Annotated in this window: 22 protein-coding genes; 5 read left to right on the top strand and 17 right to left on the bottom strand. The window is 65.5% G+C overall.

Annotated features, from left to right (window positions below):
* Nucleotides 1-929: 929 nt before the first annotated feature.
* The 5 genes from OKA04_RS09260 to OKA04_RS09280 all read right to left on the bottom strand — a co-directional run bounded on the left by OKA04_RS09260 (nt 930) and on the right by OKA04_RS09280 (nt 5,386).
* Nucleotides 930-2,030, bottom strand: a complete 1,101-nt coding sequence (locus OKA04_RS09260; protein WP_264500869.1) for a hypothetical protein — start codon at nt 2,028-2,030, stop codon at nt 930-932.
* Nucleotides 2,027-3,325, bottom strand: a complete 1,299-nt coding sequence (locus OKA04_RS09265; protein ID WP_264500870.1) for an APC family permease — start codon at nt 3,323-3,325, stop codon at nt 2,027-2,029. Before OKA04_RS09265 ends, OKA04_RS09260 begins: the two co-directional genes overlap by 4 nt.
* 118 nt (nt 3,326-3,443) lie before the next feature.
* Entirely contained in the window at nt 3,444-3,989 is a 546-nt protein-coding gene (gene sufT / locus OKA04_RS09270) for a putative Fe-S cluster assembly protein SufT (protein WP_264500871.1), read from the bottom strand.
* Between the two features lie 79 nt (nt 3,990-4,068).
* A complete protein-coding gene (locus OKA04_RS09275; protein ID WP_264500872.1) occupies nt 4,069-4,278 on the bottom strand; it encodes a hypothetical protein in 210 nt (69 codons plus the stop codon).
* A 313-nt stretch (nt 4,279-4,591) separates the two neighbouring features.
* A complete protein-coding gene (locus OKA04_RS09280; RefSeq protein WP_264500873.1) occupies nt 4,592-5,386 on the bottom strand; it encodes a YwqG family protein in 795 nt (264 codons plus the stop codon).
* A gap of 145 nt (nt 5,387-5,531) precedes the next feature.
* On the opposite strand from OKA04_RS09280, the gene OKA04_RS09285 reads away from it, so the two are divergent.
* On the top strand, nt 5,532-6,452 hold the full coding sequence (locus OKA04_RS09285) for a magnesium transporter CorA family protein (protein ID WP_264500874.1): 921 nt from the start codon (nt 5,532-5,534) through the stop codon (nt 6,450-6,452).
* A gap of 326 nt (nt 6,453-6,778) precedes the next feature.
* Here OKA04_RS09285 and OKA04_RS09290 read toward each other — a convergent pair whose 3' ends face one another.
* Together OKA04_RS09290 and OKA04_RS09295 are read right to left on the bottom strand one after the other, a co-directional pair.
* Nucleotides 6,779-9,019: a serine/threonine protein kinase gene (locus OKA04_RS09290; protein ID WP_264500875.1), complete on the bottom strand. Its 2,241-nt coding sequence runs from the start codon at nt 9,017-9,019 to the stop codon at nt 6,779-6,781.
* A gap of 16 nt (nt 9,020-9,035) precedes the next feature.
* On the bottom strand, nt 9,036-9,584 hold the full coding sequence (locus OKA04_RS09295) for an ECF-type sigma factor (protein WP_264500876.1): 549 nt from the start codon (nt 9,582-9,584) through the stop codon (nt 9,036-9,038).
* Nucleotides 9,585-9,816: 232 nt separating this feature from the next.
* Here OKA04_RS09295 and OKA04_RS09300 point away from each other — a divergent pair, with 232 nt between their 5' ends.
* From OKA04_RS09300 to OKA04_RS09310, 3 genes are all read left to right on the top strand, one after another.
* Nucleotides 9,817-10,629, top strand: a complete 813-nt coding sequence (locus OKA04_RS09300) for a hypothetical protein (RefSeq protein WP_264500877.1) — start codon at nt 9,817-9,819, stop codon at nt 10,627-10,629.
* 109 nt (nt 10,630-10,738) lie between these two features.
* A complete protein-coding gene (locus OKA04_RS09305) occupies nt 10,739-13,999 on the top strand; it encodes a thrombospondin type 3 repeat-containing protein (protein ID WP_264500878.1) in 3,261 nt (1,086 codons plus the stop codon).
* A 104-nt stretch (nt 14,000-14,103) separates the two neighbouring features.
* Nucleotides 14,104-14,643, top strand: coding sequence for a sigma-70 family RNA polymerase sigma factor (locus OKA04_RS09310; RefSeq protein ID WP_264500879.1), 540 nt, complete (start codon nt 14,104-14,106; stop codon nt 14,641-14,643).
* A gap of 386 nt (nt 14,644-15,029) precedes the next feature.
* On the opposite strand, the gene OKA04_RS09315 is transcribed toward OKA04_RS09310, so the two are convergent.
* Nucleotides 15,030-15,698 carry a DR2241 family protein gene (locus OKA04_RS09315; RefSeq protein ID WP_264500880.1) on the bottom strand — a complete coding sequence of 223 codons (669 nt, stop codon included), beginning with the start codon at nt 15,696-15,698 and terminating at the stop codon, nt 15,030-15,032.
* A 2-nt stretch (nt 15,699-15,700) separates the two neighbouring features.
* Nucleotides 15,701-16,522 (bottom strand): CbiX/SirB N-terminal domain-containing protein, encoded by an 822-nt coding sequence (locus tag OKA04_RS09320; protein WP_264500881.1) that lies wholly within the window; start codon nt 16,520-16,522, stop codon nt 15,701-15,703.
* A gap of 103 nt (nt 16,523-16,625) precedes the next feature.
* On the opposite strand from OKA04_RS09320, the gene OKA04_RS09325 reads away from it, so the two are divergent.
* Nucleotides 16,626-17,294 carry a lipoate--protein ligase family protein gene (locus OKA04_RS09325; RefSeq protein ID WP_264500882.1) on the top strand — a complete coding sequence of 223 codons (669 nt, stop codon included), beginning with the start codon at nt 16,626-16,628 and terminating at the stop codon, nt 17,292-17,294.
* A gap of 52 nt (nt 17,295-17,346) precedes the next feature.
* On the opposite strand, the gene OKA04_RS09330 is transcribed toward OKA04_RS09325, so the two are convergent.
* From OKA04_RS09330 to OKA04_RS09365, 8 genes are all read right to left on the bottom strand, one after another.
* On the bottom strand, nt 17,347-18,003 hold the full coding sequence (locus OKA04_RS09330) for a nitroreductase family protein (RefSeq protein ID WP_264500883.1): 657 nt from the start codon (nt 18,001-18,003) through the stop codon (nt 17,347-17,349).
* 19 nt (nt 18,004-18,022) lie between these two features.
* Complete coding sequence (locus OKA04_RS09335; protein WP_264500884.1) at nt 18,023-19,126, bottom strand: RnfABCDGE type electron transport complex subunit D; 1,104 nt, start codon at nt 19,124-19,126, stop codon at nt 18,023-18,025.
* A 6-nt stretch (nt 19,127-19,132) separates the two neighbouring features.
* Entirely contained in the window at nt 19,133-20,401 is a 1,269-nt protein-coding gene (locus tag OKA04_RS09340; protein ID WP_264500885.1) for an RnfC family protein, read from the bottom strand.
* A complete protein-coding gene (locus OKA04_RS09345) occupies nt 20,392-21,348 on the bottom strand; it encodes an FAD:protein FMN transferase (RefSeq protein WP_264500886.1) in 957 nt (318 codons plus the stop codon). Before OKA04_RS09345 ends, OKA04_RS09340 begins: the two co-directional genes overlap by 10 nt.
* The gene (locus OKA04_RS09350; protein ID WP_264500887.1) at nt 21,329-21,658 is read right to left on the bottom strand and encodes a hypothetical protein; all 330 of its coding nucleotides are present in this window, start codon (nt 21,656-21,658) and stop codon (nt 21,329-21,331) included. The genes OKA04_RS09345 and OKA04_RS09350 overlap by 20 nt, the downstream gene beginning before the upstream one ends.
* A gap of 736 nt (nt 21,659-22,394) precedes the next feature.
* The gene (locus OKA04_RS09355) at nt 22,395-22,904 is read right to left on the bottom strand and encodes a glycine zipper domain-containing protein (RefSeq protein WP_264500888.1); all 510 of its coding nucleotides are present in this window, start codon (nt 22,902-22,904) and stop codon (nt 22,395-22,397) included.
* 439 nt (nt 22,905-23,343) lie between these two features.
* Entirely contained in the window at nt 23,344-24,567 is a 1,224-nt protein-coding gene (locus OKA04_RS09360; RefSeq protein ID WP_264500889.1) for an alginate export family protein, read from the bottom strand.
* Nucleotides 24,568-25,195: 628 nt separating this feature from the next.
* On the bottom strand, nt 25,196-26,704 hold the full coding sequence (locus tag OKA04_RS09365; protein WP_264500890.1) for a S10 family peptidase: 1,509 nt from the start codon (nt 26,702-26,704) through the stop codon (nt 25,196-25,198).
* Between the last annotated feature and the right edge of the window lie 193 nt (nt 26,705-26,897).

The raw sequence follows: 26,897 nt of genomic DNA on the forward strand, positions 1-26,897 counted from the left end.
GCGGCGTTTTCCGATCCACCAGCCTGCCCCTTATCGCGGCCCTTTAGGCCGCCGACCCGTGTCGATCAGCCAACCCCGGGCGATGCCCGGGGCTGAGGGATGGCCGGGCCGTTGGCCCTGTGGAGCCCAGGGCGAGATCCGCCGTTAGAGGCAGGGCGGGCCACGGGTGAGATCTGCAGCGAAGGGTAGTTCCGTATCGTCACTCGTTAGCCCTGTGGAGGGATGGACGAGATCCGCCGCCAGAGGCCGGGCCAACCAAAGGTGAATTCGCAGCGAAGGGCTGTTCCTTACGATCTAACGGTCGGGCTGCGGTCACCGGTTGGATCATGGTCACCGGTCGGACTACGGTCGAATCTGTGATGCGACGCTTGGTCGTCCGGACATCATTCCGGGATTTCAGGGCCAACGGCCCGGCCATCCCTCAGCCCGGGCCATCGGCCCGGGTATGCGGCACCGTCCGATCGGCGGCCTGTAGGGCCGCGATACGTTTCGGCGGTTTTCACCGGAAGGCCACGAAGCGATGGCCATGCGTGAAGGCATTCCGTTCGGGGCACGGGCGGCGTTTTCCGATCCACCAGCCTGCCCCTTATCGCGGCCCTTCAGGCCGCCGACCTGTGTGGGCCGGCTACCCCGGGCGATGCCCGGGGCTGAGGGATGGCCGGGCCGTTGGCCCTGTGGAGCCCAAGGTGAGATCCGCCGCCAGAGGCAGGGTCAGCCAGAGGTGAATTCGCAGCGAAGGGCTGTTCCGTACGGTCACCAGTGCGACTACCACGAGTGCATACGGAGTTTTGAAGGTCTGACCTGCTTCACCGGACGGGCGCGCCTTCCGTCCAAGCCGGCTGAAGCCAGCACTCCCGGCTGCGCCGAGCCTGTGGCGCATTCTTCGCCGGGCCCCGGCTCTTCCTCCTCCGCCTACCGCTCTTCCCGGCCTACTTCTTCACCGCGATCATCAGGTTCGCCTCGTAGTCGCGCATGTGGTAGCCGGAGCCAAAGGGAATCCCCGTGGTGCTGGCCCCGGCATCATAGGCTGCCTTCAGGTCGGACTGGGCATGCTTGGCGAAGAGCGCGATGGGTGCCTCGTAGTCGCCGAAGAGGCGGACGTCCCACTTGCTGGAGTCATAGTAGCGGTACGGGATGCCGGAGTCGTCCTGCACCACGGCGCGGCAATTCCCCAGCACCCAGTCGCGGGCTCCGGAGAAATTCGAGTCGTGCATGAGATAGGAGGCCGCCTTGAAGTAGGCGACGCTGCCGCTGTAGCTGGAGAGCCAGCTCTTGTAGGAGGCATTGAAGCCGCCATTCGAAAGGTCGCCGGACACATAGATCGCGCGGCGATTCCCCCCTCCAGGCAGGCGGAAACGGATGTCCACGCCGGTGCGGCCGCCGGCATTCAGCGGCTCCACGCTTTGCACGTGCGCGTCCATCAGCGCGAGGCTGGCGAGCAGGATGGGCGTCACGCCGGGCATGGGGCCGCCCGCGAGGTCGTTCCGCATGTCCTTCGTGATGAAGTAGCCGTGTTTGAGCTGGGAATCCATCGCGACACCGAGACGGTTCAGCGAACCCATCACCGCGCCGGGGTCCTGATTGTCCAGATACGGCAGGCCGCCCGCAGGCTCCAGGCCGAGCAGAACGTAATTCGACGCCTGCGGGAAGAGGGCGATGGCGTGCAGCAGGTCCGGCCCGCCAAAGGGGTAGAGCAGCGTGCGCGGATCACCCGTGAGCGGGCGGATATTCGCCGCGGACCAGTCGCGCTGCTTGCCGGTGCGCTTCGAGGCAAAGACGCGCCAGTTCTGCGCCATCAGGTCGGCATGGCCCTGGTAGTTCCCGGTCTGCTGCATCTGGGAAAGCACCGCGCCGCGCTCGACCGGGCGACCGGCCAGGAAGCGGGCGACATCGTCCGGCGTCGCCTCGCCCTGCGCCTGGGTGAAGACCTGCGGGGCCGGGCCGAGCGTCTGGGTCTGCCCGCGCGGCGGCTCGGGCGTGCAGGAGGTGGCGAGGCAGGCAAGCGGCAGGAGGAGCAGCAGTCTTTTCATCTTCGGAGCATTTTGAGCGGGAACCACACAAGCGCAAAGGAAACTGCGAGTCCTACCCCCGCGAGTGTCAGCAGCGGCTCCTTCACGGCGGAGAAGACCACGATGAAAACGGACATCGCGAGGAAGACGAGCGGGGGCAGCGGATAGAGCGGCACCTTCACCGGGCGCGGCAGTTCGGGATGACGCCACCGCAGGACCATGCAGCCGACCACCACCAGCGAGGTGGAGACGGTCAGGCCGACCTGCGTGATGTCCATCAGGTGCCGCAGCTTTCCGGAGAAGAGATACACCAGCACGAGCGCCACCACGATCTGGAAGCCAAGCGCCAGCCGCGGCACCTCGCCCTTTGGCGTGAAGAAGGACAGCGACTGCATGTGGCGGCCCATCGCCGCCAGCACCCGAGGGCCCGCCCAGAGGAGCGCGCTCGCGGAGGCGAAGAGCCCCATGGCAAAGAGCGCCGAGATGATCCGCGCCGCCTGCGGGCCGAAGAGCGACGTGGACGCGATGTGGCCGACCGCTTCCTGGCCTTTCATCTCCTCGACCGGGGCGGCGTGGAGAAAGGAGGCATTCAGGCCGACGTAGAGGACGGTCACCAGCACCGTGCCCCAGAGCAGCGCGCGCTTCACGGTCTGCTGGGGATTGTGCCACTCCTCCAGCCCATAGACCGCGGCATTCCAGCCGGTGTAGGAGTAGGTCACGTAGAGCAGCGAGATGGCGAAGGCGGGTGTGATGAGCGTCGCGAAGTCCTTCCCCGGCTCCACCGTCCAGCGGATGTCACCCTCGCCGGGCAGCATCCACGCGGCGATGATGAAGGTGAGGATGAGCAGCAGCTTCAGGGCGGTGGCGATGACCTGCACCCGCGCGCTGGTGCGTGTGCTCACCGAGTGGGCGGCGGCTCCGGCGAGGATGACGATGGCCGCGGCATGATGGACCTCCATGCCGCCCCACGCCTTGTGCAGGTATTCGCCGAAGGCCAAGGCGGTGATCGCCGTGGGAGCCGCGAATCCCGCGAAGGCCGACAGCATCCCGGCCATGAAGCCGAGGCTGGGGTGATAGATGGAGCGGAGGAAGTGGTACTCGCCCCCGGACTTCGGCAGGAGCGCGGCGACCTCCGCGTAGCAAAAGGCACCGCACAGCGCGATGAGGCCGCCGAGCAGCCACAGCAGCAGGATCTGCGGTCCGGAAGTCAGGTCCGCGAGCTGGAATCCCAGCGACGTAAAGACACCGGTGCCGACCATGCTCGCCACCACCAGCGCGGTGGCGGCGGGGGTTCCGGCGCGATTTTCAGAGGGCACGCCTAACACAAATCACCAATCGGCGATCCTTCAATCACCAATCGGCAGGTGCCAAGAGGAATGCCGCCCGCACGAAGCGGCATTCCGGCGCATGGATGCGGACGGGTAAGGCGATCCGTCAGATCATCCCGAGCTTCATCTTGCCTTCCTCGGAGATCATTTCCTGATTCCAGGCAGGGTCCCAGACGAGCTCCACCTTGGCATCGTCGATGCCCTCGATGGTCATGATCTTCGCCTGTGCATCGGCGGCGATGACCGGGCCCATGCCGCAGCCGGGGGCGGTGAGGGTCATCTTCACGGTGACGACCTTCTTGCCTTCCTCCTCCTCGATGACGCAGTCGTAGACGAGGCCGAGATTCACGATGTCCACGGGGATTTCCGGGTCATAGACGCCCTTGAGCTGGGCCCAGACCTGCTCCTCCACCGGGGCGTCCTTCAGGCGCTCGGCCTCGGCCATCTTTTCCTTTTCCTTCTCGGTATCCACGCCGAGGGCGTCGGCGTCCTTTGAGGAAATCCGGGCGAGACCGGCGGAAGTGGCCACGGTGTAGGTGCCGCCGAGGCGCTGGGTGATGAAAACCGGGGTCCCGGCGGGCAGCGTGATCGCATCGCCGCTGGGGATCTGGATGGCTTCGACTTCGCGTGCCAGGGAGATTTCCTCGTGCATGCGGGGGAGTGTAGGCGGCTCCCCGGGCGGTGCAAGCGGGGAGGGTGGATGCTGCTTCAGTCCGCTTCCCGGGCCGGAGCTAGGCCTGCGGATCTGCCTCCGGAGGGGCGGGGAGCTTCTTGCGAAGGCGCTCGAGTTCCGACGGGGCGAGCCGGTCGGGGTTCTTCAGGTTCCAGCCGGTGCCGGCGCAGTAGTCGCACTTGCTCCCGGCGATCTTGCCCAGCATGTGGCAGGACGGGCAGGGGACTGCGATCCGGAGGTCGGTGCTGGAGCGCGGGAGATCGAGCATGGGTAGCGGGCAGGGCGGAGGGACGGGAGGATTCAAGCCCGGCGGGGAAGAGAGGGAAAGGATTTCAGGAAAGGGATTGGGCGGAGGTGGGAAATGAGGTCGGCCCAAACACACCGAAAGGGGATGAATCGCCACGGGCCGCACCTGGCCGCGGAGTGGCAACCTGGATATGCGGTGCGGTCCCTACTGAATCGGTATTGGGATGCCACTTTTAAAGCGACCTTGCCCGAGTGACTGATGGATAGTGGAAGGCTAGGCCAAGTCGGAACGCGGCTACGCCATTGGCGTCAGCGATGATCTTCCGGGAGACGATTCAGAAGCATTGGAGAATCATCCAAGTCCGGGAAAAGTCGCCTGAACGGGCATCTTCCTCCCGGATCCAAAAATAGACTTTTCCCGAATCGCACCACATCAGGTCGAGTTCTTCATCGGAGTCCACCTGCAGCAGCAGTCGCCAGTCGGATGCTCCCGCGGCAAGTCCTTCGGCGCGGGGATCCTCGTATCCGGAGGGTTCCCCCACGTATATGCCGTTCGAAGCCAACTGGCATTCCAGCTCCATTTCGGCATTCTGGATCGCTTGTGCGTGGGAGCTCATCTGGTGGGCGGGATTCGGCCCAACCAACGACTGGAGATGTTCGTCCAGCCATTCTTCTTGTGAAAAGGTGAATTCGACGTGGTTCAGCGAAGGATGACGCGATGGTGGAGGTAGATTGGCTTTCTCAAAACGCAGGTGCTTCATCGGCAGTCGGCGCTTCTTGGGCAGGGTTGCTGGTGGGGAGGCAAAGCCTTCGCTTCCATCCGCCGTCAGGTGAATCACCCGCCAGCCACCGAGATCGGCGGGGTCAAAGCCCCATGGCGTGTCCTTCAAATCGCAGAAAAACAGGAGTTTTCCCTGCTTCGGCAGCCACGGCAATTCCTTGCTGACATTGGCCAGATGAATGCATGCCAGAAATGCAAGGGGGCGACCTTTCCAGCGTGGCCACTCCCCGGTGAAATCCGCAGGAGGCATCCCTCCCAGATACGATTTGGTCGTTCTTTTGGTATGCCGCAGAAGCAATCCGGGAAGCGAAAGCCGCTCGATCAATTGGTGGAGCTTCTTGTTGGTCATAGGACATTTTCTATCGGGAGCGGATACCGAAGGCAAGATCCGGTCGATTGTCCCGCGGAGCCTGCTCTGATGCGCCGCAGTCCGGGAATTCCCGTCCTCCGGGGCCGTGCGTTGACATTCGCATGGGGCGGGGCTTCTTGGAGGCATGCTCCGGCGCTTGGAAATCGTTGATCGCAGGTTGTGCGAGTCGGTGGCGGAGGATGCGCGTATCCTGCTCTTCATCACGCCGGATGAGGCGGAGCGGAGATTCCTGACGGATGAGCTGGGGATCGATCCTCACACGCTGGCGTCGGCCAGCGATCCGGACGAGCTGGGGCGCGTGGAATTCGAGCCGGGGCATGCGGCGATCATCTTCAAGCGGCCGAAGCAGTACTGCGCGGACGACAACTTCTTCTTCAAGATCAGCTCGGTGGGGATCTTCCTCTTCCGCGAGCGGCTGGTCTTCGTGGTGGCGGAGGATAGCCTGCGCTTCGAGGGGAAGCACTTCCAGCAGATCAATAGCCTGGAGGAACTGCTGCTGAAGGTGGTCTTCCGCTGCATCTGGCACTTCGAGGAACACTTGAAGGTGTTCAACATGATCGCCGAGGAGCTGGAGCACAAAGTGAACCTCTCGATGGAGAACAAGCACCTGCTGCACATGTTCACGCTGGAGAAGAGCCTGGTGTACTACCTGAATGCGATCAGCAGCAACGGGCGGGTGATCGAGAAGCTGAAGGCCTTCGCGACGCGCTTCCGCTTCACGTGCGATGATGTGGAATTCCTCGACGACATCACCATCGAGAACGCGCAGTGCCACGAGATGGCGACGACCTACAGCCAGGTGCTGGCGAGCCTGGTGGGCGCACGGGTGAGCGTGGTGAGCAACAACCTGAACGTGCTGATGAAGCGGCTGATGATCGTGACCATCGGCCTGATGCTGCCGACGGCGGTCTTCAGCATCTTCGGGATGAACGTGCAGCTCCCCATCGATGAAAGCAGCGGCGCATTCGGCTTCTGGATCATCATCGTGCTGGCGATCCTGTCCGGGGCGGCGGTGTTCGTGCTCTACCGGTGGAAGAAGCTTTGAGGATTGTTTCGGTTATTTGTTAGAGTGATTTGTTAGAGGGTTTTTGAGGGGAGGTGTTTTGGTGGGGCGGGCTTTTGATGCACCGCGAGAAACGCGAAAGGGCGCGAAATTTGAGAGGCTAGGAAGAGGTCCTGATTCTAACAGGTCTCGCGGAATTTCGCGTTTTCCGCGGTTCGGTCTTTTCTTGGAAGACGGTGGGATGGCTGCGCTTCTGGGAAGATGTGCTCAAGCGGGCTGGGGGATGATGAAGGGGCGGGACGCCCCTTCAACGGACTGGGGCAAGATGCCCCAGCTACTTTTTTTAATGCCCCGTTTTGGATGCCCGGCTACTTGGGGTGTTCGGGGGATTCGACGGGGCCTTCGATGCGTTGGCCGGCTTCCTTGACGAGGAGTTCGGCGATGACCCAGTCAAACCAGTAGGGGGGGATGGACTTGCCGTTTTCGAAGTCCTTGCCGGCGCACGTTTCGGTGAGGTCGCGGGCGCGCTGGAGTGCGGCCTCGGCGAGGGCGGTGTGGCCGAGGTCGTGGTGGACCATGGCGGCCACGGCTTCAAGGGAGACCTCGCAGGAGCTTTTCCGCGAGGGGATGCGGAGGCCGGTGCCGCAGGCGCGCATGGCCTCGGGGCCATTCCCGTCGCGGAGGTGGAAGAGGGAGAGCGAGAGGGCGGACCAGGGCGGGCAGGGGGTGCGGAGGGGGTCGCCCATGGTGGCCACGTCGCGCCGTAGCCGCTCGATCATGCTGCGGGGTGCAGGGTGGATGAGGCAGACCTTCAGGAGATGCTCGGCCTTCTGGTCGCCATCGGCGGGGGCGTAGAGGGCCATCACCTCGTCGCGGAAGGCGCGGTACTCCACCTCGTCCGCGCGGAGGAGGGCGGCGGCGATTGCCATGAGGTCGTCGCCTTGGAGGATCTTTTGCGGGACGTCGAGGCGGTTCGCCTGGCGGAGGAGCTGGAAGCACTGGTGCGCCTGATCCCAGCTTCCATTCTCGGAGTTCCAGTCGCCGAGGGAGCGGAAGACGGCGGCGGCCTCGAGCGAGGGCTCGATGGAGGAGAGGGGATACTCGCGGCGTAGCGCGTCGGCTTCATCGATGCGGCCCTGGTCGAGGAGGAAGGCGGTGCGGGCGACATTCGAGCGGGCGTCGGCCTGCTTGCGGAGGCGGTTCTCCTGGTTGCGCGCGGCCTGTGCCTCGTTCTTCAGGCGGAGCTGCTCGGTGGCGTTCCTACGTTCGCTCTCGTACTTCGCGGCGGTGATGGCGAGGCTGGTGACGAGCATCGTCACAAGGACGACAGCGGCACCGAAGGCGAGGCGATTCCGCCGGACGAATTTCGCGAGGACATAGACGCGGGATGGCGGTCGGGCGGCGATGGGCTGGTAGCCGAGGAAGCGCTTGATGTCCGTGGCCAGGGCATTCGCCGTCTGGTAGCGGCGTGTGCGGTTCTTCTCCAGAGCCATCATGACGATCCAGTCGAGGTCTCCCTCGACGTAGCTGGCGAGCGAGGAGGGATCGGTGCCGCGCTCGGTGGCGAGCGGGCGCAGGCGGTCCGGCGGGAGCTTCGCGAGGATCTCGGAGGGGCGGAGGGTTTCCCAGGTCAGCAGGGTCTTGCGGATCTCGGAGAAGGTGGGGCCGGAGGTGGTGGTGCGATCGATGGGCGTGGCACCGGTGAGCAACTCGTAGAGGAGGACGCCGAGGCTGAAGATGTCGCTGCGGGTATCCACGTCGATGCCCGTCATGGCGACCTGCTCGGGGCTCATGTAGGCGGGCGTGCCGAAGAATTGATCGTGCGCGGTGATGGCCTCGCGGCGTGCGGTGTCCGAGGACTTCGCGATGCCGAAGTCGATGATCTTCGGGACATTCGCGCCGTCCTGCCGGGTGACGATCACATTCGACGGCTTGATGTCGCGGTGGATGATGCCCTTCTGGTGGGCATGCTGGATGGCATTGCAGACGAGGACGAAGAGCTCGAGTCGCGCGCGGCAGTCGAGCTTGTGGCGATTGCAGTAGGTGGTGATGGGCTCGCCGGTGACGAGCTCCATGGCGAAGTAGGGCTTGCCCGTGGGGGTGGTGCCGGCGTCGAGGACCTTCGCGATATTCGGGTGGTCCATGAGGGCGAGCGCCTGCCGCTCGATGTCGAAGCGGGCGAGGGCATTCGGATTCTCCACCTCCATGCGGACGATCTTCAGCGCGACGCGGCGGCAGATGGGGTGCTCCTGCTCCGCCTCGTAGACAACGCCGCCGCCGCCCTCGCCGAGGCGGGAGATGAGGCGGTAGGGGCCGAGCTTTTCCGGCGGTGCATCGTCATCGATGAAGCGGCGTGCGACGATGGGCCGGCCGTGGTGGGTCTCGGAGAGGATGGTGGCGGTGACGCGGGCGCGCTGCTCGCGGGCCTCCAGGAAGAAGGTGGCGGCACCGTCGGCAGCCTCCAGCAGGCCGGTCATCTCGACCTTCGCGGCCTCGCGGTTTTCGAAGACGCGGTCGAGGAAGACGCGGCGCGAGGCGGGGTCGTCCAGCGAGAGTGCCACCTCCATGATGGCGCTGCTGATTTCCTCGTCGATGTCGGCTGGGTTCATGGGTGCCGGGTGTGAGTCAGCGCTGGTGGTCTTCCTGGATGAGGCGGTAGAGCTTCGCCTTTGCAAACATCCACTGGCGCTCCACGGAGCGCATGCTGCGGCCGGTGACCTGGCTGATCTCCTCGCTGCTGAGGCCGCCGTAAAATTTCAGGAGGACGACCTTCGCGGAGTAGGGGTCGATCTTTTCCAGCTTGGTGAGGCAGTCGTGGATGAGGAGGATGTGGGAGTCGTCCTCGAAGACTCCGGCGTCGAGATTCTCCGGCGGGCGGGTGCGCTTCTGGCGGGTCTGGGCGCGCACGCGGTCCACCAGGATGCGGCGCATGGCCTGGGCGGCGGCATTGAAGAAGTGTTCCTTGCTTTGCCACATCTTCCCATCGATCTCGGAGAGGCGGAGCCATGCCTCGTGGACGAGCGCGGTGGGCTGGAGGGTCTTGCTGGCGCTCTCCCGGTCGAGGCGGAAGGCAGCGAGGCGCCGGAGCTCGTCATAGACGACGGGCATCAACTCCGCGGAAGAAAAGCAGAACTCGTCCGCCCTGATCTCCGGGCATCCGGTGGTCGTTCCCATTCCCTCACGGGTTATGCGGGAGGGAAAGCCGGGGCAAGCGGAAAGGGCGTCTGCAAAGGGGGCGGCGGGGGCGATGTGGGATTTTTGATATCCGGTGAAGTTTTTTGGCGGGTTTGTCGGGCGGACGTCGGAGTGAGGGATGGAGGCGCACCAACCCTGTGCGCCGCCGGGGCGCGTGGAGACACGGCCCGAACCCAGAAATCCAAGACCCAGACCCCGACCCAAACCCACCGTGAAACCTTCGTTTCTCCCCCTGTTTCTCATTTCCGGCCTTCTCCCTTTGGCAAGCCAGGCCGCCCTCATCGCCACCGAGAGATTCGACTACGCGGACGGCTCCGTGGTCGGCCAGACCGGAGGCACGGGCTGGAACTACGAGCGGAATGACGAGCCCGCCGCGCCGCCGCAGTCGCCGTCGAACTGGAACAATGAGTTCGGCACGCACTCGATCGTCTCGTCCGCGCTGGTGACGAATTCCGGCGGCGTGCGCCGTGAATTCGGCGGTGCGACCGAGGGCACGGGCAGCGACAGCAACGAGCGCGAGGGTGCCTTCCGTGCGAGCGGCACCATGTTCTTTTCCGTGAGCTACACGGCGGTGACGGCCGGCCAGTGGAGCGGCGTGAGCTCGTATGACTTCAGCGGCCCCGGCGCGGAGAAGATCTTCTGGGGCGCGCCCGGCGGCGGGAACAACGGCGCTTTCTTCGGCATCGACGTGAATGGCAGCGGCCAGACGATCAGCACCATCCCGGTGGTGACGGGGCAGACTTACACGCTCGTCGGCATGCTGGACTTCGACGCGGACGTGGTGGCGCTGTGGGTGAATCCTGACTCGAACGACACGGCGACCTCCTACGATGTCTCGCGCCCCTACACCGGTGGCAACTGGTCCACCGCGCTGCGCCTCGCCTCCGGGAACCAGGTGCGCTGGGACGACCTGCTGGTGGGAACCAGCTTCTCCGACGTGGTCGCGGTGCCAGAGACCTCCGTGCCATTGCTCGGCCTCGCGGGTGCCGCGCTGCTGCTGAAGCGCCGCCGCCGTGGCTGCTGAGGCGGTCCTAGCTCCCCCACATGACCGCGCGCATCCCGCACCCCAAGTGCGGCGGCGCGCGGTGCTTCATTTCCTTTTCCCCGAATACCCAGACCCAAACCCAAGACCCATGAAACAAACGATCCTCCCGCTCCTGATGACCGGGGCGGCCATCGTTCCCCTCCAGGCTCAACTGGTGGGAACGGAGACCTTCACGTATGCCGATGGACCGCTGGCCGACAAGAACGGCGGCACCGGCTTCGACTTCAACAACATCACCGACATCCACACGGGCACGAAGTCCGACTGGGATGTCACGGGCGGCACGCCGACGGTGACGAATGGTGCCTTCGTGACAAACAACACGGGCGCGAAGCGCGAGTACAACGGCCCGACGGAGGGCTCGGCGGGCGGCGAGGGCGACGATACCGAGCGCTCCGGCGCGGTGCGTGGCACGGGCCGCGTCTTCTACCGTTTCACGATGAAGCGGAATCCGGGGACGCCATGGGCTGGCGCGAGCAGCATGGACTTCGGCACGGAGCGCGCCTTCTTCGGCATGCCGGGCGGCACGGGCGTGACGGGCCAGGTCGAGTGGGGCTGCCAGATCGCGGGCAGCACGACGTATCGCACGGGCATCGCCGCGGATGACCAGACGCACACCTTCGTCGCGCTGCTGGACTTCGACTACGACCGCATCGCGCTGTGGGTGGATCCCTCGGCGACGGATTACTACGATCCGGTGAATGGCTCGCACTCGGCAGATGCGGTGGGTTCCTTCACGGGGAACAACTGGTCCACGGCGGTGCGCCTGGCCTCGGGCGGCGTCACGACTTTCGACGATCTCTCGGTGGCTCTCGATCCGGTGAGCGCGGGCCTGAAGGACTTCACGGATGTGGACCAGGACGGGCTGCCTGCTTCGTGGGAGGAATTCCACGGGCTGGATGACAATGACGACGGCACGGTGGGTGAGACCTCGCCGGGCGCGAAGAACGGCCCGAACGGCGCGCTGGGCGACCCGGACGGCGACACGATCACGAATGCGGTCGAGTTCGCGGACAAGACCTTCCCGACTTCATCCGATACCGATGGCGATGGCCTGGATGACAAGCGCGAGAAGACGCTGGGAACGAACCCGCTGCTCGACGACACGGACGGCGACAATCTGACGGACGGCTCCGAGGTGGACATGCTGCTGACGAACCCGCTGAATGCGGACACGGACGGCGGCGGCACGGCGGACTTCACGGAGACCGCGCTTTCCACAAATCCGCGCGCGGGTCAGGGCGCGGATGATCCGGACACGAATGGCAACATGCAGCTCGTGGGTCTGGAATACTTCGACACCTACGTGGACGGGCCGATCTCGGGCGCGTCCGAGGGCATCGGCTGGGACTATGACAACAGCGCGCTCGGCGAGACCTTCCTCGGCCACACGACGCTGGCGAGCGCGTGGACGAATGTGACGGGCACGCCGGTGGTGCAGGCCGGCACGCTGCTGACGCAGGAGAGCGCGGTGCGCCGTGCCTTCCACGGCGGGACCACGCGGCCCGCGGCAGTGGTGGGCGAGGCGGCGGGCTATTGGCGCGAGGATGCCGCGGGCACCGGCGTGAATGGCAGCGATGTGCTCTACATCAAGGTGAACATCACGCGCCAGGCGGGTGCCACGTGGAGCGGCCTGAGCCTGTATGACTTCGGCGCGGAGAAGGTCTTCCTCGGCGTGCCGAGCGGCCTGAGCCCGCGGGGCGTGCGCGAGTATGCGATCGAGCAGACACCGGGCGGGCCGATCACGAAGTTCTCCGGCGTGCCGGCGGTGACGGCCACCCCGGCGACGCTGGTGGCGCGCTATGACTTCGTGGCCTCGCGCGTGGACCTGTGGGTGAATCCCGACCTGGACTCGCCCGAGTCCTCGACGCCGATCCTGGCGACGCTGAACATGCCGACGGCGCACATGAGGGGGACCTCGATGCGCCTGGGCTCCGGCGGCTCCGGCACCACGGGCTGGGACCAGCTCGTGGTGGCCACCACGTGGGACACGCTGAGTTCCCTGCCATCCGACCGCGACGGCGACCGCATGCCGGATGCCTACGAGCTGATCTGGGGCTTCAATCCCGACGTGAACGATGCCGACGAGGATGCGGACAATGACGGCCGCACGAACCTCCAGGAGTATCGCGACGGCACGAACCCGACCGACGCCGACTCCGACAATGACGGCCTGACCGATGGCGAGGAAGCTGCCGCCGGAACCTCGCCGCTGGACCCGGACGCGGACCGCGACGGCATCCTGGATGGAGACGAGGTGAAGGTCCACGGCACCGACCCGCACAAGGCGGACACGGACGACGACGGGCAGACCGATGGCGGCGAGATCCAAGGCACCGGCGGCGTGACCTCCGATCCCACGGACCCGAATGACACGGTCGGCGCACCGCTCGGACTCATCGGCATGGAGGACTTCGCCTACACGGACGGCACCATCGAGGGCCTCACGGGTGGGACGTACTTCGACTATGAGAACTGGCTCTTCAACGGCCCCTTCGTCGGCCACACCTCGACGACGTCCGACTGGGACGGCACGGCGGCGGTGGCAGGCGGGAAGCTGGTGACGCGCGAGACCTATGCGTATCGCGACTTCAACGGCCCGACGGAAGGTGCGGGGAACAACGAAGCACCGACCGATGCCCGCATGGGTGCCGTGAACGATGATGCGAACTTCCTCTCCAGGGTGGTTTACTTCAAGACGACGATGACGCGCCGCGCGGGTGCGGTGCTGAGCGTCTTCGGCCCGGATGACTTCAATGCGGAGCGCCTCGGCTTTGGCGTCGTGAACAACGGTGGCCCCTCGCAGTGGGGCATCCGCGTGGGCAATGAATCGACCACGGACGGCGGCACGCTGGGCGTGGTGGACGGACAGACCTACACGGTGGTGGGCAAGCTGGACTTCACCGGGAACCGCCTGACGATGTGGGTGGACCCGAACCTCGGCACCACCGAGGCGGCGAATCCGGCGCGCGTGACGCGTGTCTATGAAGGCACGAACTGGACGAGCGGCGTGCGCTTCACCTCGACCGGCACGGGTGACACCGAGTGGGACGACGTGGTCGTGGCGAATACCTGGGCGCAACTGGTCGGCGAGAACGACGATGCGGTGCAGCTCCGCGTGACCGGCTTCGACCGCGTGGCGGGAACGATGAGCCTGATGGCGACGGGTATCCCTGCGGGCGAGACCTTCCACCTGCGGAGCTCGACGAACCTGCAGTCCTTCGTGCCGCTGGTGCCTGCGTTCAACTTCAACAGCAACACGCCGCAGCCCTTCGTGGTGCCGGTGGCCCCGGGCACGGTGCCGAAGCTCTTCTTCCGCGCGGAGGAAGGTGCGTCGCCCGCACCGTGAGCTGCGGATTGACTGACCGACTGATGATTCACGGGCCCGCCTCGCAGGGATGCGGGGCGGGCCTTTCTCTTTTTCCCCTGCACCCGGTGGCGAGCGAGCCAGCCATGAGAGATCACGCGTTCGAGAGCCTGCTGGTGGAGCACCAGCGGTCGCTGCTGCTTTTCATCAAGTCGCAGGTGGCGAACCATCATGAGGCGGAGGACCTGCTGCAGCGGACGAATGTGATCCTGTGGCAGAAGCGGGGGAACTTCGAGGAGGGGTCGAATTTCCGGGCGTGGGCCTTTGCCATCGCGCGGCTGGAGATGATGAACCAGCTCCGCCAGCTCCAGCGGGACCGGAAGGTATTCACGGACGAGGAAGCGGGCGAGCGGGTGGCGGATGCCACGTCGCGGACGGCGCACGGGGACGAGACGTCATTGATCGCGCTGAGGGATTGCCTGAAGCGGCTGCCGCCACGGGACCGCGAGCTGCTCTTTGTGCGATACTCGACGGATCGTCCGCTGAAGGACTATGCGGAGAACCTGAGCCGCAGTCCCGGCACGCTGAAGGCGCGGCTGCACCGCATCCGCGAGCGGCTGAGGAAGAGCATCATGATCCGCCTCCGCGAGCTGGAGCCGACGATGGCGGGCGGCGCGGTGGATTGAGCCGCGAGGGTGTGCGGAAAGGGGAGAGATGGCGCCTGAAAGTGGCTGGGGCATCCTGCCCCAAGCCTTTGCACGGGTCTGGTGGCGGAGGCTCGCCGATGAGGAGGGTGGACGTTCCGTCCACCCGGGTCGACGGAACGTCGACCCTCCTCAGGGCAGGCCTGCGTGGCGGGACTTTCGAGGGCTTCGGGCTTTCTTTGATGGACCGCGAAAAACGCGAAAAGGCGCGAAATTTTAAAGGCAGGGGGAGGGAGGGCAGCGTCTAACAGGAGAAGAAGGAGCCGGGTCTAACAGGTAGTGGCGCGCTCCCTCGGCAAGGCTTGGGGCAGGATGCCCCAGCCACGGTCTCCGGGCCTTTGGCTTTCCCAACTCTCAACCCTCATCCATCAACTCTCAACCTTCTCCGCCTTCGCATCGGACTCCGCCTTCGAGGCCTTGCGGGCTTCGGCGACGAAGTGATTGCAGGCCTCGCGGCAGAGAAGGGGGAGCGCCCGGGTGCGGTCGCGGTCTCCGGGGATACCGTCGTAGCGACTGGCCTCGCTGTCCTCGAGCGGGGTATCGGCGTCGATCTGCCAGAGGATCTTTTTCACACAGCAGTTCGCGGGGCCGCAGACCTCGCGGACGAGCGCCTGGGCACCGGTGTCGCTGAGATTCCGGGCAAAGCGGTACATGCCGGTCTGCCGGTTGAGCTTGTCACGCAGGTGCTCGACTTCCAGGCGGCCATCCTGCTGCGCGAGCCACAGACCGACGGCGGCGGGGTAGAAGAGATCGAGCGCCTGGAGAAGCTCCGCATCATCGGCGAGGTGGAGCTGCCAGCCACGCTTGAGGGATTGCTCGGCCTTCGTGAAGCGGTAGCGGCCGTCCTCCGTCCAGGTGGAAATGTCGCGCGCGGCTGCTGGACCGTGGTGGTTTTCTAGCAGATCGGCAGCGGTGTCTCCGTCGTCAATGTGGCGGAGCACGTGGCCGGCGCCACCGGCCTGCGGGAGGATGGCGACCTGGCCAATCTGGCAGATGCCGCCGGCAATGGCTTCGGTGAGGCGTTCGGAAAGCTTCATCGTCATTTGGGGAGGAGGTGTTTCGCGTCGAAGTCGGAGACCTGGTCGAGGATCACGTCGGCGAGGTGGCGTTCGGTGCCGATGGCGGAGGAGTAGTAGAGGGTCTTGCCCTGAAGGTGGTGGGGATTGTGGCGGAAGACCTCGCGCTGGCTGGCGGCCTCGCCGGGCTCGGCCTCGAAGCCGAGGAGCACGGGGATATCCTGGTAGCTGTGGAGGCCGTCCGCGATGAAGAAGGGGACAACGACGACATTCGGCGTGGTGGCGAGGGTGGCCCAGTCGGCGATGAGGGGCGCTTCTTCCATGTAGGCGTCGAGCACCTCGGCGTAGCCGGCGCCGGAGGACTTGATGAGGGCCACCTGGTCCTTGATGGCCTTGGTGGAGTTCTGGTTCAGCCCGGTGCCGTGGCCGACGATGAAGAGGGTGGTTTGCGCGGGGTCGGCATCGGGGGCCACTTCCTTCGCGCGGGCGAGCAGCAGCCCGGTCATGGAGGGGTGGACGCCCACGGGGAGGGTGTAGTGCCAGGTCTTCCCGGCGCGGCGGGTGGTGGGGCCGTCGAGGCGGAGCTCGCGGGGGATCACTTCCTGGGTGAAGTAGCCTTCGCTGATGAAGTCAGGGACGACATAGACTTCCTCGGCATCAATGAGATACTCCGCCTCGCGCATGGAGGGCTCCTCCTTCCAGAAGCAACAGTGGACCTCGCCGAAGGCACCGAGCCGACGGATCTCGTCGGCATGGTCGAAGTAGGGCGTGGAGGAGTCCGGATTCTCGGTGGAGCCGTGGCCGACGATGAGCAGGGCGGCGTGCGGCTTGGGAGTGAAGGGCATGGGGGAAAGGGTGCGCGGCACGGGGCCGTGCGCAAGTCTCGGTTTCCCCCGGGGTGGTGCTTGGCGCTTGGAAGAGACGGGCGGGGCGGGCAGGCTCCGCGGCGTGCTGCCTCATCTCCAGCTCTGGCCCGACCCGACCCCGCGCGATGGCCCGGAAAACATGGCCGTGGACCAGTGGCTGGCGGAGACGTGCGAGGTGCCGGTGCTGCGCAGCTACCGGTGGCTGCCGGGCTGGGGGAGCTACGGGTATTTCGTGAAGACGGCGGACCTGCCCGACCACGGCGGGGACCTGCGGTGGGTGCGGCGCTGGACGGGCGGGGGCATCGTGGACCACCGGGCGGACTGGACCTACACCCTCTTCATCCCGCGTGGCCACGCGCTGGCAGAGGCGCGGGGGGCGGAGAGCTACCGGGTGATCCACGCCGCGCTGGTGACGGCACTGCGGGCGGGGGGCGTGGAGGCAAGGCTCTCCGGCGAGATGCCACCGGCGGCCGGCGGGGAGTGCTTCCTCCAGCCGGTGGAGCACGACGTGCTGGACGCGGCGGGGCGGAAGATCGCCGGAGCGGGGCAAAGACGCACCGCCAGGGGTCTGCTGCACCAGGGGTCGGTGGCGGTGTCTGCCCCCGGCGAGTCTCTTCATGCTCAGGCGCTTGCTTTGGCCACGGCGCTTGCAGGGCAGGTGAGCGAGCGGGAGTTTTTCCCGGATACCGGTTGGCTGGAGGAAGTGGTGGCGGACAGATTCGGCAGCGCCGCGTGGCAGGCGCGGAGGTGAGGTCGCCACCCTCCCACCTCCGAGATCCGGGCAAAGAACACTCAAGACCGGCTCACCGGATGATCTTCACGCGGTCGCTGTAGCGGATCGGGGCGGTGGGGGATTCGGCGGCGTGGCCGAGGGCGACGTTGATGGTGACCTGATGGTCCGTGGGGATATTCATCAGCTTCAGCAGGTCGGCATTTTCCGGCAGGTTCAGGATGGGGACCAGCGAGCCCAGCGGGCAGGTGCCGAGGCCGAGGGCGGCGGCGGAGAGCAGGATATTCTGCAGGGTGATGCCGATATCGAGCGTCGCGGTCGGGATGTCCTTGTCCCCGGCGATGACGATGAGCGTGGGGGCGCTGTGGAAGATGCTGAAGCCGGGCTCGCGGTATCGCGCGGCGCTGCCCTGGAATTCCTTCCCTTGGGCGAATCTCAGGAAGCGCTTGTTCACCTCCGCCAGGATGTCCGGATTCTGCACCACTCGCATTTCCCACGGCTGCTTGTTCAGCGCGCTCGGGGCGTAGATGGCGCAGCGCATGATCACGTCGAGCTGCTCCTGGCTGACCTGCTCGGTGGTGTATTTCCGGATGGAGCGGCGCGTCATCATGTTGTCGATGATGGCGTCCCTACTAGATCCCTCGTAGGTGACCTTTTCCGGCTGACGTTTCTCGCATCCGGCCAGGGCGGGCACGGCGGCTCCCATCAGCAGCATTTTTCTCCGGTTCATAAATCCTGGTGTCTTTCGTTCAAACGGGGTTCCCGACCTGCTTCCCCGCGATCAGGCGGAAATGGCAGGCCGTGTAGAGGATGTAGCCGCAGACCAGCCACGGGATCATGCCCATGCGGTCCATGGTGATGACGGCCAGCACGGCGAGCGCGATCATCCCCGTCAGCGGAAGGATCTCCGCGGCCCGTGCCCGCCAGTCCGCCGGCTCGCCCCAGGTGCGCGGGCGGAAGGCGAGGCTGATCGGACGGGCGAAGGCATTCAGCGTGAGGATGGCGAAGGAGACATACTCGTGGCGGATGCCGCCCTTGACCATGACGAACATCGCGCCGCCCATCATCGCGCCGTAGTAGGCCTTGCCCGCCGGAGTGGTGGGGCTGGAGGGCATGTCCGTGGCCATGAAGATGGTGCCGAGGAGGATGCCCGCCATGGAGTAGCGGATGGCATTCTCCGGAGCACTCATGTCGCCCAGCCACACCAGCGCCATGAAGGTGCCGAGCAGCGCGAGCGGGATGTGCCACGAGATGCGGTGCCGCAGCAGCAGGTAGAGGCCGCCCAGCGCGATGCACGCGAGCGAGCATTCGCCGACGGCGCCGCCGGGCCTGAAGACGAGCGAGGCGAGGTAGCCATCGACGCCCGAGGGCTCGATGTGCGGGAAGAGATCGCGCGTCGAGCGCTGCACCAGGTCCGCCGTCTTCCAGATGTCCGGCGAGGTCATCACGGAGGCGAAGAAGACCGACATGAACTCCCGGCCCACGAGCGCGGGATTGAAGACATTCTTCCCCAGTCCGCCGAAGACCAGCTTGCCAAACAGGATGGCCGCGGCAGAGCCGAATGCCACCACGGGCAGGGGCGTCGCAGGCGAGAGCGTGAAGACCAGCAGCAGCGACGTGATGACCGCGGACCCGTCCAGGATGCTCGCGGGGCGGCGCAGCAGCAGCGTGGAGAAAAGCAGCTCCGTCACCCAGGCCGCGGCGATGGCGGTGCCTACCTGCCAGAGGACCACGCTGCCGTAGGCCCACCACGCGGCGGCCAGCAGCGGGAGCAATGCCAGTATGACGTCCAGCATCACCACCTGCACGGTGTGAAAGCGGGGCTTCAGGTGGGGGCTGCGGCTACGGCTCATCTAGTACTAGGCGCGTGTGAGATCGCGCAGGGCCGCCTTCCCCGCGTGGATGCTTTCCATGAGCGGCACGTCGCTCGGGCAGGCGTATTCGCAGGCGCCGCACTCGATGCAGTCGGGCAGGTGCAGGCCGGTCATGGCGTGCGTGTCGCCCCTTGACTGCGCGCGGGCGAATTCCACGGGCATCAGCCGCTGCGGACAGACGTCCACGCACAGCCCGCACTGGATGCAATTGTAGGCGGCCAGCGGCTTCCTGCGCAGCACCAGCAGGCCGCCTGCGCCCTTGTGGACGGGCGTGTCCGGCGACTCCAGTTCCACGCCCATCATGCCGCCGCCGAGGATGATGCGCTGCGCCTCCGGGTCCCAGCCGCTGCCGGTCTCGCGCAGGATGTGGCCGACCGGGGTGCCGATCTTGACGTGGAAATTCCCCGTCCGCGGGCTGCCCTCGCCGGACACGGTGATGACGCGGCCGATGTAGGGGCGGCCCTCGTGGAGGGCGCGGTGGATCGCGCGCACGGTGCCGACATTGCTGACCAGCACGCCGTGCGCGGCGGGGATGCTGCCCTTCCTCAGCTCCAGCCCGGTGACGGAGCGGATGAGCTGCAGCTCGCCGCCCTGCGGGTAGGTGTCCGGCACGATGTGGACTTCCAGCGGCACGCCGAGGCGCGCGGCCGTTTTCAGCAGCGGGCGCTTCAGGTCCTTGTTCTGCCGCTCGATCGCGATGACCAACCGCGCCGCGCCGGTGACGTTGCGGATGACCTGCGCGGCCTCCAGCAGCGGCTCCGCTTCCTCTTTCATCACGGCGTAGTCCGCGCTGAGGTAGGGCTCGCACTCGACGCCATTCAGGATGACCGTGGAGATCGCGCTGCCGCCGGTACGATACTTCAGGGCGGCGGGAAAGCGTGCGCCTCCCGCGCCCTCGATGCCGTGATCCAGCAGTGCCTGGAGGAAATCGTCGGGCGCGAGTGTGCCGGGTGCGGCCTGCCGCGATGGCTCGGCTTCATCCTCGCGGAAGTCATTCTGCAGGCATAGTACTTCCTGCCCGGCGATGGTGCGGACGCCCGTGATGATGCCGGATGCAGGTGCGTGCAGCCGGGCGGCGAAGACTCCCGTGCTCTCGGCGACGAGTTGGTACTTCTTCACCGCATCGCCCGCCTTCACCACCGGGGTCAATGTCCCACGGTAGCTGCCGAGCGGCAGGTGAAACTCCGGCGGATCCGCGATCACGGCGATCCCGTGATGCTTCGTGCGCTTTTTCAGTGAAGGGATCAGAAGCATGCGCGGCTCGTGGTGCGGTGTCCGTGATCCGACAGGTGGAAGTATTCGAAATCGAAGCGCTCGCCCACGGCTCGTGCGACTCCCGCCAACTCGTCATCACGCACGGAGAAGAGCGCGGTGGACAGCGCGTCGCCGAGGAAGGCATCGCGCGTGCGCACGCCCACCTGCACGGTCGCGGAGGGATGGCCGGTGCGGGAGTCGAGGATGTGCCCGTAGCTCTTCCCGCCGATGACGAGCTTGTTGTGAGCGCGGGCGGAGAGGCTGAAGCATTCGTTCGCGATGGCGATGCGTCCTTGGAAGATGCCCGGGAGATCGGGATGCGGGAGGTTCACCTTCCACGTCGCGTGGCGCTCGTCATTCAGCGCCATGATGGTGCTGCCGCCGGCATTGATGATCGCGTCGGTGACGCCCTCGGCTTTCAGGAATCTAACGACTTCATCCACCGCGTGAGCTTTCAGGAAAGAGCCGGTGATGATCTCTTGGCCACGTGCGATCTTCACACGATGGCCGTCGATTTCGATCCGGCGGTGGTCCACGCGTCGCAGGGTTTCATGCAACGCGGCGGCATCGGGAATAGCGTGCCCGGCGGTGCGGTAGAAGCCCCACAGGCGGATCAGCGGCATGCAGGTGATGTCGTAACTGCCATGGGTGAGTGAGGAGATCTCGCCGAGCGTGCGGATCATCTTCACGCAGGTCTCGTCCACCTCGACCCACTCGCCCGCGTGGCGATTGATGCGGCTGAAAAGCGAGCCGGGCTGGTGGGAATTGTATCGCGCGTCGATGCGCTCCAGCACTTCGAAGCATCGGTCGAGCAACGCCTCGCCGTGATGGGCGGGCAGCTTCACCTTCACCTGGCAGTGGAAGATGCGGCGCGTCTGGAAGCGATAGGTCGTGGCCTTTGTCTCCGCTGCCGACGCCGTGGAGTCGTCAGAAAGTATCAGAGGCATTTTCGTCGTCGTTCGTTTCCGTGCCCGAGGTGCGTGCCGGCCGGAGCGCTTTGAAATTCACGCGGCCGACGTGCATGGTGCGGAAGTAGGTGTGGGGATTTCGCAGATCCCCGGTGGCGGGATTGCGGACCAGCACCTGGGTTTCGAAGGGCTCGCTGGAGGCGATGCGTGCTTCTTCCGCTTGTTTGCGCGTGGCTTCCTTCGTGCGCTTCTCCTCGCGGATTTTTTCCCACAGGTCGCGATTGCCGAAGACGAGGAGTCCGAGGCTCGCCGCGTAGAGCAGCGCGTGACCGGGTTGGATACGTAGCATGCGGAGGAGAGTCGGTGGATGTGATTCACGCTGCCACGCCGACACGGAAGGGAGCCCGGTGCGTGCGGTTGGCAACCAGGGTCTCCATAGAAGAGGCGCGGGTGTGGATCATTGCGCCCCTAAGAGCATGGCGGTCCCGGGTTATTCCCCGGCGAGTGAGGGAATGCGGGTATCCCCGTAGGTGTGTGTGGGAAGGGAATACAGGTGTCTCCATGGCCGCGTACGGGTAAAGGAATGCGTCTTCGGGATCTCAGGGCCAAAGGCCCGGTCATCCCTCAGCCCGGGCCAACGGCCCGGGAACGTGTGGGCCCGTAACGGCGGCCTGAAGGGCCGCGATATCTGTCAGCGGGTCTCAACCGAAAGACGACAAAGTGAATGCCCAGCATGAAGGCGTCCCGCGCGGATCACGGGTGGCATTTTCCCGATAGACCGGCGTGTCTAATATCGCGTCCCTTCAGGCCGCCGACCTCTGCGATCAGCAAACCCCGGGCGATGCCCGGGGCTGAGGAATGAACGGGCCGTTGGCCCTGAAGAAAGAGGCGAAAGAGGACCGGGATTTTAAGGCAAGAGGACCGGGATTTTAGGGCCGAAGGCCCGGCCATCCCTCAGCCCGGGCCAACGGCCCGGGAAATGCGCCGTGTGATCACGGCGGCCTGAAAGGCCGCGATACCTTCGGGCCTGAAGAACGAAGCCCGGCTGGAACGCTATGCACGCCGCGGCCAGGCTTCCCCCTAACTCAATGCAAGCTCCCCTCCACACGCTCCCAGCTCGCGCGGGTGGCTTGGCGGGCGCGGTTCCACGTCAGGCGCGATGCTCCCTTGTTTGCCTCCCACTCCTTCTCAAGTTCGGGCTCGACCTCGTGGAAGGGGATCTTTCTCACCCCGGGGACGTGTTCCCAGCCCATGCGGTAGGCGGGCTGATAGTCCTCGTATCCCAACTCGGGATCCGCCCATGGCTGGGAAGCGTGGTGCTCGCGCCAATGCGCATCCTCGACCGTGGGGTCGATATTCTCCGCGATCGCCTTGCCCGCAACGGCTCCGGCGAGTCCACCGACTGCTGCTCCGACCGCCGCACCCACGGGACCTGCCACGGCACCCAATGCGGCTCCGGCGAGCGCGCCACCCGTGGTGCCAACGCCCACGCCGACGGGATGGCTGCCGGGTTCACCGGTGATCGGATCGGGATTCAGGTCGAGCTCGGGCTTCTCCGCGACGACTTCCGCTTCGATGACATCTTCGTGTTTCATGGCAGTAAGAGGTTGGTTCATGGGTTCGACGACAAAGGAGCGGGTTGCTCCTTTGATCTGATGCCGATGTCATCGCAACCTGCATGCCAAGGGACTGTGCACGCTATTGCCGTGCTTTATCCTGTAGCCCCGGCGCAATTTGCCCCGGCGTCCCGTGCACATGGCCCCGCGTGGCAAAACATCGCATGCCCTGCGGATCGGCATTGAAAGCACGCGCGCCCGCCGTAGTTTCCCGGCGCCATGCTGCAAGGTGCTGGAGCCGCGGTGCTCACCGTGATCGTGATTGTCGCGCTGCTCGCCCTGGCGCGGCTCATCACGAATTGGATCGTGGACTGGTGGGAATAGATCGCGTGAAGCCGCTTTTCTAACAGAAAAGAAAAACGCCGCGGGTTCGTGGTCCCGCGGCGTCGTGATCGATGAAGGTGGGGCGAGCCGAGCTTCAGAAGGTATAGCTCAGCTCGACGCTCACGCGCGTGGTGGACTTGTAGAGCGCGTCACTGGTGTCGAAGTAGCCGAGCTTGCCGAGGGCGGTGAAGTGGTCGTCGAACTTCTTCGCGAGCACGGAGTCGAATCCGAAACCGAGGTCGTTGCTGATGGCATTGTCGCCGAAGATGTGGGCGACATTCGTCCACTTGATGCCCCAGAAGATGGGGATCATGTAGCTGGCGTAGGTATCGGTGAGGCCGCCGTGGGTACCATTGATGCGGCGAGCATCGGTGGCGTCGGCATAGCCATTGAAGGCGTGGACGGTGCAGAGCGGCGTCTGCACGCCGGCGTCCATGTGCTCCACGCCGAGGAGGAGGACCTGGTCGCCGAAGTTCTTCGTGACAGTGAAGTGGGCATAGAGGCCTTCCTCATTGTTCAGCGGGCCCGCCTCGTCCTGATACGCGAGCTCGCCGTAGAGGGTGAGACCGGCCACCGCTCCCTTGGCGCTCAGGCCGTAGGTCTGGTTGTCCCAGCCGACGGTGACGCCGTCGTCGAAGCTCATGTCGTAGATGTAGCCGCCGAGGGTGAGGCCCTTGATGCCAGTGTAGGAGGCATTGAAGAGGTGGATCTCGCCGGGTGCATTCTCGAAGATGCCGGTAGCGTCCTCGCCGAAGACGCGGTTCACCTGGTCGATGAAGGTGTAGTTCAGCGTGAGGCCGGGGATGGAGCTGTTAGAGAGCGAGATGGCGTCGTAGGTCTGCTCGTTCTGACGCCAGCCGACATTGCCGACGAAGGCCGCATTGTCGTAGATGATGCGCTGGCGGCCGAGCTTCACCGTGGTGTCAAAGCCGGTGTACTGCAGGTAGGCCTGGTTCAACTCGGCATTCTCGGGATCGTTGATGAAGGAATTCCGCACGTCATCCGGGTCCACGCCGGGAGCACCGCCGTAGTAGTCATCGATGACGGCCTGCGTGAACTCTCCCTCGACGAGCGCGGAAAAGCCGTGCCACGCCTTTGTCTTCAGCCCGATGCGTTCGCGGATGGTGAGCGCGTGCGAGGGATCGAGCCCGTCCACGTCGGCGAATTCATAGCGCGCGCGGATGTCGATGATGGGCGTGACCCATGGCGCGTCCTTCGCCGCGGCGATCTCGGGCGATGGGGTGGGCGTGCCTGCCCGGGCGATGACAGTGGTGGCGGCGAGTGCCAGCAAAGGGGAGGTGGTGAGGTGGATTTTCATCGTGACTGACTTTCGTGAGACGGGAGGTGGCAAAGCCGGAGCCTTGCCAAGGAGGGTGGTGTGATGAAACCGATGCGTGCGAAATATGACGGCTGGAGATGAATGAGGCTCATCCCGCGGGGAAACAAGGGGGATTCGCGGGGAGGGGGATGGTGGATGGTGGATGGTGGATGGTGGATGGTGGATGGTGGATGGGAGATGGTGGATGGGAGATGGTGGATGGGAGATGGGAGATGGGAGATGGGAGATGGGAGATGGGAAGGGTGCCGCAGGCGGAGCGCTGGCTTTAGCCGGCGAGTATCATTCGCAGGTGCCGAAGCCGGTGCCCCCGCTTCCATTCATGCTTGGGCCTCTCGCCTCCCCATCCCCTCTTCATCTGTGTCTATCCGTGTTCATCAGTGGTTGAAAAAAGCGGCAGTCAGGGTGACTCGGGCGGAATGAATTCCGCGTTCCCAGGGGTGGGCGAGGCGGGCTTTGCACGGAGACGTGTTGGGGCATTTTGGGGGTCGCGCGGCACGCGGGGTGAGGCGGGCCGGTTTGATGACCGGCGCTCCCAGTAGGGGAAGAAAAAGGCCGCCCGGGATGGGGCGGCCTTTTGAGATCAGAGAGGGAGACTTGCCGGGTGGGATTACTTCTGGCCGGCGTTGATGAAGTCCACGAGGTCCTTGCGGCCCTTCGCGAGGTCGGGCGGATTCAGGTAGAACATGTGGCCCGCCTCATACTGGGTGTAGCTGATGTTCTTCTTCGCGGCTTCCGGCAGGTCCAGCAGGTGGGAGACGGAGTAGAGGATGCCATCCGGCGGGGTGGCGAGGTCGGCCATGCCGCCCATGACGAGGATGCGGAGGTGGGGATTGTCCCGCATGGCCATGGCCAGGCGGTTGCTCATGTTCACGTGGCCATTGCCGCTGCCCATCTTCCACGGGTGGACCTTCGAGGTGAGGATCTCGTAGGGCGACTCTTCCTTCCAGCCGAGGTCGCTGCCGAGGTAGGAGAGCATGGTAGTGGAGTAGGCGCCGAGCGCGAGGGAGAAGGAGGGATCATACTCCGGCATGTCCGACGAGGCATCGGTGGTCGGCCAGGCGACGCGGGCGTCGAAGCGGCCGAGGACCTTGCCTTCCTTTCGCAGCAGCTCGCCGCGGAAGCGGGTGGGGTCGATGCGCAGGTTTGCCTGCAGGAACATCTCCGCGGGGAGCGTGGTGAGCGCGGAGAGCTTGTCGGCGATGGCCTGGCGCTTCTCCGGCGCGAGGGTATTCCCGGCGAGCAGCGCCATGGCGTACTCGCCCTTCGCGAATTCGCGGGCCTCCTTCACCAGCGCATCGCGGTCGCCCTTCAGCTTGCCGTGATAGTGCGCGACGGAGGTGAAGAGCGGGAGGAAGACCTGATAGGAAAGGTCGTCGCCCTGGCCGGAGGAGAGCGTGCGGAAATCCAGCAGCGAGGACAGCAGCACCACGCCATTCAGCGACATGCCGTAGCGCGACTGCAGGTGAGCGGACAGCCCGGCGACGCGGATGCCGCCGTAGGACTCGCCGAGCAGATACTTCGGCGAGGACCAGCGCTGGTGCTCCGTGACCCAGCGGCGGATGAAGTCGCTGAGCGACTCGACATCGCCGTCCACACCGTGGAATTCCTCCGGCCTGCCGTCCTTTTCCACGCGGCTGTAGCCGGTGGTGACGGGATCGACGAAGACGAGGTCCGCCACATCGAGGATGGAAAATTCATTCGAGACGAGGCGCGCGGGCGGCACGGGAGCCTCGGTGCCATCGCCGGGCAGGTCCACGCGCTTCGGTCCCAGGGTACCGAGGTGGAGCCACACGGCGGAGGAGCCGGGGCCGCCATTGAAGGCGAAAAGCACGGGGCGCTTCGAGACGTCGGCGACGTCCTTTTTCACGTAGCTCACGTGGAAGACGGAGGCGCGCGGTGAGCCGTCGTCCTTTTCCAGCACCAGCTTCGCGGTGGTGACCTGGTAGTCGATCTTCTTGCCGTCGATGGTGACGGAGCCGTCGCGGATCACCGGCTCGGCGGGCTTTTTCTGCTCCTTCGGTGCCTCGGGCTTTGCCTCAGGCGGCGGGCCGGGCGGTCGTTCCTGGGCGGTGGCGAGGATGGTGGACAGGGCGAGGAGCAAGAGGGACGGGCGCATACGGGATCGGAAACTAGAAGGTTCGGGTGGCTTGTCGATGGGAGAAGCGACGGGCCAGCGGGCATTCATCCAACTTTCCGGGCGGGGGGAGCTGTTAGTGGCGGGGCTCTTGCGATCCGGGGCGATGGGTGATGCGGGTGTTTCCTGTGGGGTGGGGTTGGGAGAGGGCTGAAATTTCGGGCGGAGGGGCGAT

It is taken from the genome of Luteolibacter flavescens (assembly GCF_025950085.1).
Classification (GTDB): Bacteria; Verrucomicrobiota; Verrucomicrobiia; order Verrucomicrobiales; family Akkermansiaceae; genus Haloferula; species Haloferula flavescens.